This is a genomic window from Aeromonas sobria, from assembly GCF_050266975.1.
In the GTDB taxonomy this organism is placed as follows: Bacteria; Pseudomonadota; Gammaproteobacteria; order Enterobacterales; family Aeromonadaceae; genus Aeromonas; species Aeromonas sobria_B.
The window spans coordinates 36,956-50,995 of record NZ_JBKISU010000006.1 but is presented as its reverse complement, the minus strand read 5'-3'; the positions used below and the strand labels follow the sequence as shown (position 1 = coordinate 50,995).

Here is a 14,040-nt window from a genome sequence, read left to right as displayed (position 1 = left end):
TCATGGGTCCATCACCCGGGATCCCGGCTCGGCGAGGGCTATGCCATGAATACCCCCGACTTCAATCTGCTGCTGACCCTGGATGCCCTGCTGGACGAGGGCAGCGTGGCCGGTGCCGCCAGACGACTCTCCCTGAGCCCCTCCGCCATGAGCCGGGCCCTGGCCAGGCTGCGGGAGACCACGGGGGATCCGCTGCTGGTGCGGGCGGGTCGGGGTCTGGTGCCCACGCCGCGGGCCCTGGCCCTGCGGGCTCAGGTCAGCCAGCTGGTGCAGGATGCGCACGCCGTGCTGCGCCCCCAGCAGGAGGTGGATCCTGCGAGCCTGGAACGCACCTTTCGTCTGAGGTCCAGCGACGGCTTCGTGGAGGCGGTCGGTCCTGCCCTGCTGGCCCGGCTCGCCGCCGAGGCCCCCGGGGTCAGGCTGCACTTCCTGGCCAAACCCGACAAGGAGAGCGGCCCCCTGCGCCGCGGCGAACTGGATTTCGAAACCGGCGTCATAGGTGCTGAGACTGCGCCCGAGCTACGTACCCAGGCGTTGTTTCAGGACCACTTCGTCGCCGTGGTGCGGCCGGGCCACCCCCTGTGCGAGGGTACCCTGACCACCGCCCGTTATGCCGCCGCCCGCCACATTCTGGTGTCACGGCGCGGGCTGGAGCAGGGCCCTATCGACGAGGCCCTGGCGCACCTCGGGCTGGCACGCGCGGCGGCGACCCTGGTCCCCGGCTTTAACACTGCCCTGGCCCTGGTGCGGGACAGCGACCTGGTGGCGACCGTGCCCGAGCGACACTGCGCCGCCCTGCACGCCGATCTGGTGACCCTGCCCCTGCCCTTTCCGCTGGCAGGGATCCGGGTCGCCCTGATCTGGCACCCCAGCCAGGACGCCGATCCGGCTCACCGCTGGCTGCGCACCCTCATCCGCGAGACCTGCACCCAGGCCCCCTATGGAGAGGACACCAGGAACAGCTGATCGCCCCCCGGCGGCAGGCAAATCCACCTCCTGCCGGGCGGGGAGCACGGTGCGGCCGCCCGGGATCCCGAGGGTTCCGGCCCGCTGCACCCGCCTTTTCCCTCCTTCACGCAGAGCCGCGAGGCGCCGCCCGCCCCTTGTTCAAAAAAAGATCGACCCGCCCCCTTCCCTCGGGTTTATACGAGCGTATAATTCAGATCAAAATCTGTGCAGCAGGAGCCTTGTTAGATGCACCCCACTCGTCAAAAACTGCTCGATACGGGCCTGGCTATCGCCACCGACAAGGGGCTGCGCGGCCTCACGGTACGCGAGCTGGCGGCGGCGGCCGAGGTCAATCTCGGCACCTTCGTCTATCACTTCGGTCACCGCGACGCCTTTATCGACGAGCTGGTGGAGCTCTGGTACGCCCCCCTCTTTGATGAGCTCAAGGCGGTGGCGGCCAAAGGCACTTACCCCAGCGCCCTGGCGGCGTTCGAAACCACCATGGAAGCCCTGATCGGTCTGGTGGCGCGCCAGCGCAGCTTCATCAACCACCTGTTTGGCGATGCCCTGGCCGGCGAGCGCGCGGCCCAGCGCTTTCTGCTGAGCCTGCCGCGCCGCCACCCCCTGCTGCTGCTCGAGCAGGTCCAGAAGGCGCAGGCGGAAGGATCCCTGGTGGCGGGCAATCCGTTGCAGCTGATGATCTTCATCATGGGCTCCGTCGGTCTGCCCCTGGTGATCGCCGGCGGCGGTCGCCAGCTCGGCTGGCTGCCCCCGGAGGCGGCGCCGTTTTTGTCCCAGATAGACAACCCCGAGGCCGCCCGGCAACGCCTGACGTGGGCCCTGCACGGCCTGCGCCGCTCCGAAGGAGATCCCTCATGAAACAACGCATCGCCATCCTGGCCCTGCTGCTGTCCCTGCTCAGTGGCTACCTCGGGTGGCAGGGCCGCCCCGAAGGAGATCCCGCATGAAACAACGCATCGCCATCCTGGTCCTGCTGCTATCCGTCATCGGTGGCTACCTCTGGTGGCAGGGCCGCCCGGCCGACGGCTCCATCCTCTACGGCAACGTCGATATTCGCGACGTCAACCTGGCCTTTCGGGTCGGGGGCCGCGTCGAGCAGGTGCTGGTGGATGAAGGCGACAGCGTGACAGCGGGCCAGCCGCTGGCCCGTCTCGACCCCATGCCCCTCACCCACGAGCGCGACAGCGCCCGCGCCAACCTGGCCGCGATCGCCGCCGCCAACGCCTTGATCCACAAAGGCTATCGCAGGGAAGAGACGGATCGGGCCCGGGCCGCCCTGGCCGCCGCAGACGCCGCCGCCCTGGAGGCCGACAAGCAGTGGCGCCGCCAGAGCGCATTGGCCGCCACCGGTGCCATCTCCCGCGGTCAGCTCGACAGCGCCCGATCCCAGCGGGATCAGACCCGGGCCCAGGTGCGCGCCGCCCGCGAGCAGCTCGGCCAGCTCGAGACCGGCTACCGTCCGGAGGAGATAGCCCAGTCCGATGCCCAGCTGCAAGGGGCCAAGGCGACGCTCGCCAGTGCCGAACTGGCGCTGGCGGATGCCAGCCTGATCGCGCCGAGCGACGGCATCATACTGACCCGGGCCGTCGAAACCGGCAGCATGGTGCAGCCGGGAGCCACCGCCTTCAACCTCTCACTGACCGCGCCTGTCTGGGTACGCGCCTATGTGGAGGAGCCCTGGCTCGGCCACTTCCCGAGCGGCGCCCACGTGACCCTCACCACCGACTCGCGGCCGGACCAGCCCTATCAGGGGGTGGTGGGCTTTGTCTCCCCCACCGCCGAGTTCACCCCGAAATCGGTGGAGACGCCTGATCTGCGCACCCACCTGGTCTACCGGCTGCGCATCGTGGTGCAGGATCCTGACTCTGCCCTGCGCCAGGGAATGCCGGTCACCGTCAGGCTGGCCCCATGAGCAGCGCCATCTCCCTCGAGGGGCTCACCAAGCGTTTCGGCGATCGGGTCGCCCTCAACGCCATCTCGGCCACCATTCCCAGTGGCGGCATCACCGGACTGGTGGGCCCCGACGGCGCTGGCAAGAGCACACTGCTGCGCCTGCTGGCCGGTCTGCTGGTGCCGGAGGCTGGCGAAATTCGGGTGCTGGGGCTGGATCCGGTACGCGAGGGGGATGCCCTGCGTCAGCGGCTCGGCTACATGCCCCAGCAGTTCGGGCTCTACGAGGATCTCAGCGTGCAGGAGAACCTCAACCTCTATGCTGACTTGCGCGGGGTGCTGGAGCCGGAGCGCAGCCCCACCTTCGAGCGCCTGCTCGCCTTCACCGATCTCGCCCGCTTCACCGCACGGCCGGCGGGCAAGCTGTCGGGGGGGATGAAGCAGAAGCTCGGGCTGGCCTGCGCCCTGCTCGGCACCCCGGATGTGCTGCTGCTGGACGAACCCGGGGTCGGGGTCGATCCCATCTCCCGCCGCGCCCTCTGGCAGATGGTGCGCGAGCTGGCCCAGGGAGGCATGACGGTGCTCTGGAGCACAGCCTACCTCGATGAGGCCGAGCTGTGCGACCACGTGCTGCTGATGGCGGACGGCGAGGTGCGCACCAGCGGCACCCCGGCGACACTCATGGGGGCCATGGCGAGCCGCTGCTGGCTGCTGGAGGCAGGAGAACTGGATGGCCGTGGGCGGCGCGCCCTGCTGCGTCGCGCCCTGGCCCACCCGGCGGTGATGGACGGCACTGTGGCGGGGGAGCGGGTGCGTCTGCTGCTGTACCCCGACTTGATGCCGCCTCCCCTGGCGGAGCTCGGCCTCTCGGAGGGCGCCTTCGTACCGACCCCTGCCCGGCTCGAGGATGCCTTTATCGATCTGCTGGGGGGCGGCCCCGGTGGGGAATCCAGCCTGGCGCAGCTGATGCGCGAGGCCAGCCTGCCCGAGGGGGTCTCCCAGGAGGCGGTGATCGAGGCCCGCCGCCTCACCAAGCGTTTCGGCGATTTCACCGCCACCGACGACGTCAGCTTCGCGGTGCGCCGGGGGGAGATCTTCGGCCTGCTCGGCCCCAACGGCGCGGGCAAGTCCACCACCTTCAAGATGGAGTGCGGCCTGCTGCGCCCAAGCAGCGGGCAGGCGCTGGTGACCGGCATCGATCTGGCCCGCAGCCCCTCGGCGGCGCGTCAGCACCTCGGCTACATGGCCCAGAAGTTCTCCCTCTACAAGCAGCTCACCGTGGCCCAGAACCTGTCGTTCTTCGCCGGCATCTACGGCCTGTTCGGTCGCCAGCAGCAGACGCGCATCGACGCCATGGTGAAGGCGTTCGCCCTCGGCCCCTGGCTCGGCCAGCAGACGGAATCCCTGCCCCTTGGCCTGCGCCAGCGCCTGTCCCTCGCCTGCGCCCTGCTCCACGAGCCGCCGCTGTTGTTTCTCGACGAGCCCACCTCGGGGGTCGATCCTGTGACCCGGCGGGAGTTCTGGTCCCACATCAACGCCCTGGCCGATCACGGGGTCACAGTGCTGGTCACCACCCACTTCATGGACGAGGCGGAGTATTGCGACCGCATCGCCCTCATCTACCGAGGTCGCCTGCTGGCGCTCGGCACCCCGGACGAACTCAAGGCCAGTGCCGCCGGAGGCAACCCCCCCTCCTTGCCAACCTCTTCGTTACCCACAATGGAAGAGGCCTTCATCACCCTAGTCGAGCGGGCCAGCGAGGAGGACGCATGAGCATCAACCGCCGCCGTCTGCTGGCCCTGTGCCACAAGGAGTCCCTGCAAATAGTGCGCGACCCCAGCAGCATCCTCATCGCCTTCATCATGCCTGTGGTGCTGCTGGTGGTGATGGGCTACGCCATCAACCTGGACGTGGACCACCTGCGGCTCGGCATCTGGCGCACCGACGGCGGCGCACCGGCCATCCGTCTCGAGCAGGCCCTGCGCGGCTCGAACGCCCTTGAGGTGCAGGGCGGTCCGAGCAAGGAGGCGCTGCTGGGGAGCCTTGAGCGCGGCGAGATCCGCGGCCTGTTGGTGATCGACGAGGGGTTCTCCCGCGCCATGGTTGGCCAGGGCGGCGCCACCCCCAGGGTCTTGCTGCTCACCGACGGCTCCGAACCCAACACGGCGAACTTCGTCACCAACTACGTGCAGGGGATCTGGCAGGGGTGGCTCGTCAGGGAGGGAGTCTCCCTGCCGGTGGCGGTGGAGAGCCGCGCCTGGTTCAACCCGGCCCTGGTGAGCCGCAACTTCCTGGTGCCCGGGTCCATCGCCGTGGTGATGACCATCATAGGCGCCCTGCTCACCTCCCTGGTGGTAGCCCGGGAGTGGGAGCGCGGCACCATGGAGGCGCTGCTCGCCACCCCGGTGACCAAGACAGAGCTGCTGCTCTCCAAGCTGTTGCCCTACTACGGGCTCGGCATCGCCGCCATGCTCATCTGCCTGCTCTTCTCGGTGGCCGTGATGGGGGTGCCCTGGCGCGGCTCGTTGATCTCCCTGTTCGTGCTCACTACCCTGTTTCTCGGCAGCGCCCTCGGGCTCGGGCTCTTTCTCTCCACCGTGATGCGCAGCCAGTTCAACGCCGCCCAGGCCGCGCTGACGGCTGCGTTTCTGCCGGCCATGATGCTCTCGGGCTTCGTGTTCGAAATCGCCAGCATGCCGCCCCTGTTGCGAGCCATCACCCACCTCATTCCGGCCCGCTACTTCGCGAGCTCGTTGCAGACCCTCTACCAGGCGGGCAACGTGCTCTCCATCCTGCTGGTCAACGGCGTCTGCCTGTTGCTGCTGGCCGCCTTCTGGCTGGCCCTCACTGCCCGCAAGACGCGGCGCACCCTGGAGTAAACATGCTGATCCGACTCTGGTGGCTGATCCGAAAAGAGTTGCAGGCCCTGATGGGTAATACCCAGGGGCGCTTCCTGCTCATCATGCCGGTGCTGCTGCAAACGGCCCTCTTCCCCTTCGCCGCCACCCTGGAGGTGACCGGCAACACCCTGGCCATCTACGACCAGGATGGGGGGGCGCAGAGCCGGGAGCTCATCGAGCGCCTCACCCACATGCCCGCCTTCACCACTGTGATGCCGGTGGCGGGCGAGGCTGGGATGACAGATGCCATCACTGGGCAGCAGGCCCTGATCGGTCTCATCATCCCGCAGGATTTCTCCCGCCGCCTGGCGCGCGGCGACACCGCCAAGGTGCAGTTGATCATCGACGGGCGCCGCTCCAACGGGGGTCAGGTGGCGGCGGGCTACATCAATCAGGTGATCGCCCGCTGGCAGAGCGAGGGCAAGGGGCTGCCGGAGCTCACGGTGCGCCACCTCTACAACCCCAACATCGAGTTCAGCTGGCACATACTGCCCTCCCTGGTGGCCATCATCACCACCATAGGCTGCCTCATCGTCACGGCCCTGTCGGTGGCGCGGGAGCGGGAAGAGGGCACCTTCGATCAGCTGCTGGTCTCCCCCCTCACCGCGGGCTGGATCATGGCGGGCAAGGCAGTGCCAGGCATTCTGGTGGCGGTGGGCCAGGGCACCATAGTCGCGTTGGCGGCCCGCTTCCTCTATCAGGTGCCGTTTGGCGGCAGCACTACGCTGCTGATGGCGGGCATGGTCTGCTACGGTTTGGCGCTGGCGGGGATAGGGCTCTTCGTCTCGTCCCTCTGTTCGACCCAGCAGCAGGCGTTTCTCGGGGTCTTCTCCTTCATGGTGCCGGCGGTGATCCTCTCCGGCTATGTCTCCCCCATCGAGAACATGCCGCTGTTGTTCCAGTGGCTGGCGGCCGTGGATCCCCTCAGTCACTTCATCCTGTTGCTCAAGGGGGTCTTCCTCAAGGATCTCGGCTGGTCGGCGGCCTGGCCCCTGCTCTGGCCCCTGCTCGCCATCGCCGGTGTCTCCCTGTCCCTGGCGCTGGCCATGTTCCGCCGCCATATCGCCTGAACCGCCCCCTTGTTCGCCGATGCCGGTCTCGCCAGCACGAGACCGGTCTTTTTTGGGCAGGCCTTTTCACTGTCCTGCGCTCAGTAAACCGCCCTTTCTCTTCGCCATACCTCGCCCCAGACCAGTGCAGAAATCATCAACTGGTATACCTATTTTTATATAGTATTGAATTGCATCGAAATTACCCCTAACGAGATATATAAATAGACACTTGATTTGCATCAATCGACCGCCCCCGCCGACTGGGTAGCCTAGCTTCAAAATGATGTTTTATTACTCCAAATCAGAGGCAATCATGAGCAAAGTCAGGCTGGCCGTCATCGGCAACGGCATGGTGGGGCACCGCTTCATCGAAGAGTTGATCGAGCGATCCGATCCGGACCGGTTCGAGATCACCGTCTTCGGTGCAGAACCGCGTCCCGCCTACGATCGTGTCCATCTCTCCTCCTACTTCTCCCACCACACCAGCGAAGATCTCTCCCTCGTCAAACCCGGTTTCTACGAGAAGCACGGCATCCGGTTGCTGCTCGGCGAAGCGGTGAAAAAAATCGACAGGGCGGCCCGCGAGGTGCACTCCAACAAGGGCACTGTGGTCGGCTATGACAAGCTGGTGCTGGCCACCGGCTCCTACCCCTGGGTGCCACCCATCCAGGGCAGCCAGCACCACGAGTGCTTCGTCTATCGCACCATCGAAGATCTGAAAGCCATCCGCAGCGCCGCCAGGAGCGGCAAGAGCGGGGTGGTGATCGGGGGCGGCCTGCTTGGCCTCGAAGCCGCTGGCGCCCTCAAGGCGCTGGGCCTCGAGACCCATGTGGTGGAGTTCGCTCCGGTACTGATGGCCGAGCAGCTCGACGGTCAGGGCGGCCAGCTGCTGCGCCGCAAGATAGAGTCCATGGGGGTGCAGGTACACACCAGCAAGAGCACCAGCCAAATCCTGATGCACGGCGGTGAGCAGGCGAAACACCGCCTCGCCTTCGCAGATGGCAGCGCCCTTGACGTGGATGTGGTTGTCTTCTCCACCGGCATACGCCCGCAAGACACCCTGGGTCGTTATAGCGAACTGGCCATCGCCGAGCGCGGCGGCGTGCTGATCGATGATCACTGCCTCACCTCGGATCCCGACATCTATGCCATCGGCGAGTGTGCCGCCTGGCAGGGTCGCTTCTTCGGCCTGGTGGCGCCCGGCTACAAGATGGCCCAGATCACCGTCGACCACCTGCTCGGTGGCGACAGCCGCTTCGAAGGGGCGGACATGAGCGCCAAGCTCAAGCTGCTCGGCGTCTCCGTCGGCTCCATCGGCGATGCCCACGGCCGCCCCCCCGGCAGCCACAGCTATGTGTTCCAGGACGATCAGGCCGGGGTCTACAAGAAGATAGTGGTGAGCGAAGACAACAGCCGCCTGCTCGGCGCCGTGCTGGTGGGTGACGTGGATGACTACGGCAACCTGCTGCAGATGATGCTCAACGCCCTGCCGCTGCCGAGCCACCCGGATACCCTGATCCTGCCCGCCTACGCCGGTGCCAAACCGACCCTGGGGGTGGATGCCCTGCCGTCCACCGCCCAGATCTGCTCCTGCTTCGACGTCTCCAAGGGCGACATCGCCCAGGCGGTGGCCGAGGGCCACACCACGCTCGCCGCCATCAAGCAGCACACCAAGGCCGGTACCGGCTGTGGCGGCTGCGTGCCGCTCATCAGCCAGGTGCTCAACGCCGAGCTGGTGAAGCAGGGCATAGAGGTCAACAACCACCTCTGCGCCCACTTCCCCCATTCCCGTCAGGAGCTGTTCCACCTGGTCAAGGTGGAGGGGATCAAGAGCTTCGACGAGCTGCTGGCCAAGCACGGACACGGCCATGGCTGCGAGGTGTGCAAGCCCACGGTCGGCTCCATCCTCGCCTCCTGCTGGAACGGCTATGTGCTGAGCCCGCTCAATACCCAGCTGCAGGACACCAACGACATCTTCCTCGGCAACATGCAAAAAGACGGCAGCTACTCCGTCATCCCGCGCATGGCCGGTGGCGAGGTGACCCCGGAAGGCTTGCTGGCGGTGGCCGAAGTGGCCCGCGACTACAAGCTCTACACCAAGATCACCGGTGCCCAGCGCATCGGCCTGTTCGGTGCCCAGAAGGATGACCTGCCCGCCATCTGGCGGAAATTGCTGGCGGCCGGTTTCGAGACCGGTCAGGCCTACGCCAAGGCGCTGCGCATGGCCAAGACCTGTGTCGGCAGCACCTGGTGCCGCTTCGGCGTGCAGGACAGCGTCGGCCTCGGGGTCTTCCTCGAGAATCGCTACAAGGGCATCCGCACCCCGCACAAGATGAAGTTCGGGGTCTCCGGCTGTACCCGCGAATGTGCGGAAGCCCAGGGCAAGGACGTCGGCATCATAGCCACGGACGCGGGCTGGAACCTCTATGTGGGCGGCAACGGCGGCATGAAGCCGCGCCACGCCGATCTGCTGGCCTCCGACCTGGACCGCGAGACGTTAGTCCGGTTGATAGACCGTTTTATGATGTTCTACGTCACCAGCGCCGACAAACTGCAGCGCACCTCGGTCTGGCTCGGCAATCTGGAAGGGGGCGTCGACTACCTGCGCGAGGTGATCGTCGACGACAAGCTGGGGCTGGCCGACACGCTGGAGCGCGATATCCAGACTCTCATCGACAGCTACGAGTGCGAATGGTCGCGCACCCTCAGTGAAGAGGAGGCGCTCAAGCGCTTCAGCCACTTCATCAACAGCGACAAGCGCGACCCGGACATCCAGTTCGTCAGCGAGCGCGACCAGCACAGACCGGCGACCCCGGCCGAGCGCATCCCCGTCTACCAGATCGAGGTGGAAACCAAATGATGAAACTTAACTGCCAACTCGACGTGGAGATTAAGCGATGAAACTTGCCTGCCAACTCAACGACATCATGCCGGGAACCGGTGTTTGTGCCCTCCTTGAGGGCCGCCAGATCGCCCTGTTCCGCCCGAGCGCGGCGGCCGAGGTGTTCGCCATCGACAACCGGGATCCCTTCTTCGCCGCCAACGTGCTGTCGCGCGGCATCATAGGTGAACACGAGGGTGAGCTCTGGGTCGCCAGCCCCCTCAAGAAGCAGCACTTCCGTCTGCGCGACGGCCACTGCCTCGAGAACGCCGCCATGTCGGTGCAAAGCTATCCCGTTGAAGTACGCGACCAGCAGGTCTGGGTCGCAGTCTAACATCAGACCCCACCCCAAAAAAACACCTCCCCCTTAACAAGGGGGAGGCAGGGAGGGGGTAAAAAATGCCCGGGCTGCCCATGGGCAGCCCTTTCAAGGACTCAAAAGATGTATACGGAAACCATCAACAAGTGCGCCGCCAACGCGGCCCGCATCAACCGCTTCGAGCGCAGTGACAAGCTGGGCTTCTGGCTCAGCTCCGCCATGGCGGGGGCCTATGTAGGCCTTGGCATCATCCTCATCTTCACCCTGGGCAACCTGGTGGATCCGGCCATCCGTCCGTTGGTGATGGGGGCCACCTTCGGCATCGCCCTGACCCTGGTCATCATCGCCGGCTCCGAGCTGTTCACCGGCCACACCATGTTCCTCACCTTCGGGGTGAAAGCGGGCAAGATAGCCATGAGCGACCTGCTGCGCATCCTGCCCCAGACCTGGGCCGGCAACCTGCTCGGCTCCATCGCGGTGGCGCTCATCTACTCCTACGGTGGCAGCCTGCTGCCGGACGCGGGCAGCCTGGCGCACAAGGTGGCGCTGGCCAAGACCCAGGCACCGGCGTTGACCCTGTTCATGAAGGGTGTGCTGTGCAACTGGCTGGTCTGCCTCGCCATCTGGATGGCGCTGCGCACCGAGGGTGCCGCCAAGTTCATCGCCATCTGGTGGTGCCTGCTGGCCTTCATCGCCTCCGGCTACGAGCACTCGGTCGCCAACATGACCCTGTTCGCCCTCTCCTGGTTCGGCGCCCATTCCGAGGCCTACACCCTGGGGGGCATAGGCCACAACCTGCTGTGGGTGACCCTCGGCAACACAGTCTCCGGCGCCCTCTTCATGGGCCTCGGCTACTGGTATGCCACCCCCAAGGCTGAGCGCCCGGTCGCGGTAAGCGACGCCAGCACCACAGCCAGCCAGACCCAAACCGCCTGATCAGGAGGCCCCATGGACTACTTGCCCATCTTTTGCCGACTCGACAACAAACCCGTGCTGCTGGTCGGTGGCGGCGAGGTGGCTGAGCGCAAGGCGCGCCTGCTGCTGGATGCCGGTGCCCAGCTCACAGTAGTGGCGCCCGAGCTCGCTCCCGAGCTGGCGGAACTGGCTGCCGACGGCAGCATCGAGTGGCTGGCCGGTGAATTTGTGCCGGAACAACTGGCGGGCAAGTGGCTGGTGGTGGCCGCCACCGATCGGCGCGAGGTGAACGCCCTGATCTACCAGAGTGCCAATCAGGCGCGGATCTTTGCCAACGTGGTGGATGACCCCAAGCGCTCCAGCTTCATCATGCCGTCGATCATCGACCGCTCGCCGCTGATGGTGGCCATCTCCTCCGGCGGCAAGGCCCCGGTGCTGGCTCGTTTGCTGCGGGAGAAGCTGGAGGCCCTGCTGCCCCAGCATCTCGGCGCCGTGGCGGCCTTTGCCGGCGGCCTGAGAGACAGGGTCAAGGCCCGCTTCGCCACCATGGGGGAGCGGCGCCAGTTCTGGGAGCGGCTGCTTGGCGCCGACCGCCTCGGTCAGGCGCTGGCACGGGGTGACAAGGCATCGGCCAACCAGCTGGCCGACGCTCTGTTTGCCGAGGATGCCGGTGCCAAGGGGGAAGTGATCCTGGTCGGGGCTGGCCCCGGCGATCCCGGCCTGCTCACCCTGCACGCCCTGCGCCAGATGCAGCAGGCGGACGTGGTGGTCTATGACCGGCTGGTCTCGGATGAGGTGATGGCGCTGGTGCGCCGGGATGCCAGGCGTATCTTCGTCGGCAAGCAGGCGGGCAACCACTGCGTGCCGCAGGAGGGGATCAACCAGCTCTTGCTGGACGAGGCGAAGAAGGGGCAGCGAGTGGTGCGCCTCAAGGGTGGCGACCCCTTCATCTTCGGCCGGGGCGGCGAGGAGCTGGAGACGCTGGTCGGCAGCGGCATCGGCTTTCAGGTGGTGCCGGGGATCACCGCGGCCAGCGGCTGCGCGGCGTATGCCGGCATTCCCCTGACCCACCGCGATCACGCCCAGAGCGTGCGCTTCGTCACCGCCCACGGCAAGGGGGGCGCCCAGGATCTCGACTGGCCGCTGCTGGCCAGAGACAAACAGACACTGGTGTTCTATATGGGGCTTTCCTCTTGCGCCACTATCCGCGAGCAACTGATGGCCCACGGCAAGGGGGGCGACACCCCGGTGGCCCTCATCGAGCGCGGCACCCAGCCCAGCCAGCGGGTCATTCGCGGCACCCTCGATGAGCTGCCCGCGCTGGCGCAAGGCGTCGAGAGCCCGGCCCTCATCATGGTGGGCTCGGTGGTGACCCTGGCCGACCAGCTCGCCTGGTTTGGGGAAGTGGCCCCGGGGCGGAGGGCATCGGCCTGATGAGGCCTCGATAGAGGCAAGGCGCGGCGCCAGCATCCGGGTGGCGTGCGCGCCAGCCACTTGTTGTTCAAGGAATATTCATTGAAATGCCAGGCTCAGTCCTTATACTGGATCCACCTGTTTCCAGCGGTGGACTGACACAATGGAATACAACACTTCAGAACTTTGCGACATCTATCAGGACATGGTCGATGTACTCGAGCCCATGCTCTGCTCCTTCGGCGGACGCGCCTCCTTCGGTGGTGTCATCACCACGGTCAAATGCTTCGAATCCAACGGCCTGATCCGTGAGATGGTCAAGGAAAACGGCGTCGGCCGCGTGCTGCTGATCGATGGCGGCGGCTCCATGCGCCGGGCGCTGATCGACGGCGAAATCGCCACCACGGCGGCGGAAAACGAGTGGGAAGGGATCGTCTGCTACGGCTGCGTGCGCGAGGTGGACGTGCTGGAAGATCTGGATATCGGCATCCAGGCCCTGGCCGCCATCCCGGTCGGTGCCGATCGCAAGGAAGTGGGTGAAACGGATCTGCCGGTCAACTTCGGCGGCGTCACCTTCCTGCCGGATGACCACCTCTACGCAGATACCACTGGGGTGATCCTCTCCCCGGATCCGCTGGATATCGAATAGGCCTTGTCCGGCCGGAAGAGATGGGAGCCGCTGGCTCCCATTTTTTATGGGAAGACGGCGGAAAAAGAGGGAGAAACAGCAAAAGTGGGGCAAAAAAAGAGGGCCAGAAATACTGGCCCTATAACTGGAAGCAATGTGAGCAATGTCGTGCTTTCACAAGAAGTCACCATGTTGGAACGAATGGGGCCTATCCCGGAACGCAAGTTAACAATAATCATTCTCATTTAAATTGGCAACTCTTATTTTCCAATCTTGCAAAAAAATTGACCACCCTGGGGGTGGTCAATATCCATGCCTGAGTCGTCAGTCGACGATCAGATGCCGGAGGTTGCCGACAACCCCTCCCCATGGGCAGGGCCCACCAGCTTGCGACTGAGATAGCGCAACAGGACGCCATAGAGGGGCACGAACAGGCCGAGGCTTATCAGCAGCTTGAAGACATAGTCCACGGTCGCTATCTCGACCCAGTGCTCGGCCATAAAGGGATCCGTGCTGCGCCAGAAGGCGATGCTGAAGAAGGCCAGGGTATCGACCAGGTTGCCGATCAGGGTCGAGGCGGCCGGTGCCACCCACCAGGCCCCGCGCTGCCGCAGCCGGTTGAACACCACCACGTCCATGAACTGGCCCACCAGATAGGCCATAAAGCTGGCCAACGCTATCCGGGCAACGAAGAGGTTGAACTCCGCCAGCTGACCCATCCCCTGATAGCTGCCCTCGAAGAACAGCACCGAGAGCACATAGGAGACCGCCAGCGCCGGCAGCATCACCCTGCGGATGATGGCGCGGGCCAGGTCCGGGCCGAATATCCGTACCGTCAGATCGGTCGCCAGGAAGATGAAGGGGAAACTGAACGCCCCCCAGGTGGTGTGAAAGCCAAAGAGGGTGATCGGCAGCTGCACCAGATAGTTGCTGCTGGCGATGATCAGGATGTGGAACAAGGCGAGGCGCGTCAGCGCCGTCTGGTGCTGAGCAGGGGTCAGATTCATATTGTGACCTTTTTGGTTAATGGGGTTAGGGAACCCATAGCGCCACCATGGCGCTAATTGAGGGGC

12 protein-coding genes are annotated in these 14,040 nt (G+C 65.6%); 11 read left to right on the top strand and 1 reads right to left on the bottom strand.

What is annotated here, in order from left to right; translation table 11 throughout:
* Positions 1-45: 45 nt before the first annotated feature.
* The 11 genes from ACLHZ1_RS04970 to rraA all read left to right on the top strand — a co-directional run bounded on the left by ACLHZ1_RS04970 (position 46) and on the right by rraA (position 12,988).
* Positions 46-966: a LysR family transcriptional regulator gene (locus tag ACLHZ1_RS04970; protein WP_427261207.1), complete on the top strand. Its 921-nt coding sequence runs from the start codon at positions 46-48 to the stop codon at positions 964-966.
* A 228-nt stretch (positions 967-1,194) separates the two neighbouring features.
* A complete protein-coding gene (locus ACLHZ1_RS04965; protein WP_427261206.1) occupies positions 1,195-1,827 on the top strand; it encodes a TetR/AcrR family transcriptional regulator in 633 nt (210 codons plus the stop codon).
* A gap of 85 nt (positions 1,828-1,912) precedes the next feature.
* Positions 1,913-2,881, top strand: a complete 969-nt coding sequence (gene hlyD / locus ACLHZ1_RS04960; protein ID WP_427261205.1) for a secretion protein HlyD — start codon at positions 1,913-1,915, stop codon at positions 2,879-2,881.
* On the top strand, positions 2,878-4,632 hold the full coding sequence (locus ACLHZ1_RS04955) for an ATP-binding cassette domain-containing protein (RefSeq protein WP_427261204.1): 1,755 nt from the start codon (positions 2,878-2,880) through the stop codon (positions 4,630-4,632). The genes hlyD and ACLHZ1_RS04955 overlap by 4 nt, the downstream gene beginning before the upstream one ends.
* On the top strand, positions 4,629-5,738 hold the full coding sequence (locus ACLHZ1_RS04950; protein ID WP_427261203.1) for an ABC transporter permease: 1,110 nt from the start codon (positions 4,629-4,631) through the stop codon (positions 5,736-5,738). The genes ACLHZ1_RS04955 and ACLHZ1_RS04950 overlap by 4 nt, the downstream gene beginning before the upstream one ends.
* A gap of 2 nt (positions 5,739-5,740) precedes the next feature.
* Positions 5,741-6,829, top strand: coding sequence for an ABC transporter permease (locus ACLHZ1_RS04945; protein ID WP_139744704.1), 1,089 nt, complete (start codon positions 5,741-5,743; stop codon positions 6,827-6,829).
* Between the two features lie 295 nt (positions 6,830-7,124).
* Positions 7,125-9,671 carry a nitrite reductase large subunit NirB gene (nirB, locus tag ACLHZ1_RS04940; RefSeq protein WP_427261202.1) on the top strand — a complete coding sequence of 849 codons (2,547 nt, stop codon included), beginning with the start codon at positions 7,125-7,127 and terminating at the stop codon, positions 9,669-9,671.
* Between the two features lie 37 nt (positions 9,672-9,708).
* The gene (gene nirD / locus ACLHZ1_RS04935) at positions 9,709-10,026 is read left to right on the top strand and encodes a nitrite reductase small subunit NirD (RefSeq protein ID WP_042649184.1); all 318 of its coding nucleotides are present in this window, start codon (positions 9,709-9,711) and stop codon (positions 10,024-10,026) included.
* A gap of 108 nt (positions 10,027-10,134) precedes the next feature.
* Positions 10,135-10,947, top strand: coding sequence for a nitrite transporter NirC (gene nirC, locus ACLHZ1_RS04930; RefSeq protein ID WP_427261201.1), 813 nt, complete (start codon positions 10,135-10,137; stop codon positions 10,945-10,947).
* Between the two features lie 12 nt (positions 10,948-10,959).
* The gene (gene cysG / locus ACLHZ1_RS04925; RefSeq protein ID WP_427261200.1) at positions 10,960-12,360 is read left to right on the top strand and encodes a siroheme synthase CysG; all 1,401 of its coding nucleotides are present in this window, start codon (positions 10,960-10,962) and stop codon (positions 12,358-12,360) included.
* Positions 12,361-12,502: 142 nt separating this feature from the next.
* Complete coding sequence (gene rraA / locus ACLHZ1_RS04920; protein WP_041998003.1) at positions 12,503-12,988, top strand: ribonuclease E activity regulator RraA; 486 nt, start codon at positions 12,503-12,505, stop codon at positions 12,986-12,988.
* A 314-nt stretch (positions 12,989-13,302) separates the two neighbouring features.
* On the opposite strand, the gene ACLHZ1_RS04915 is transcribed toward rraA, so the two are convergent.
* Positions 13,303-13,974, bottom strand: a complete 672-nt coding sequence (locus ACLHZ1_RS04915) for a 7-cyano-7-deazaguanine/7-aminomethyl-7-deazaguanine transporter (RefSeq protein WP_427261199.1) — start codon at positions 13,972-13,974, stop codon at positions 13,303-13,305.
* Between the last annotated feature and the right edge of the window lie 66 nt (positions 13,975-14,040).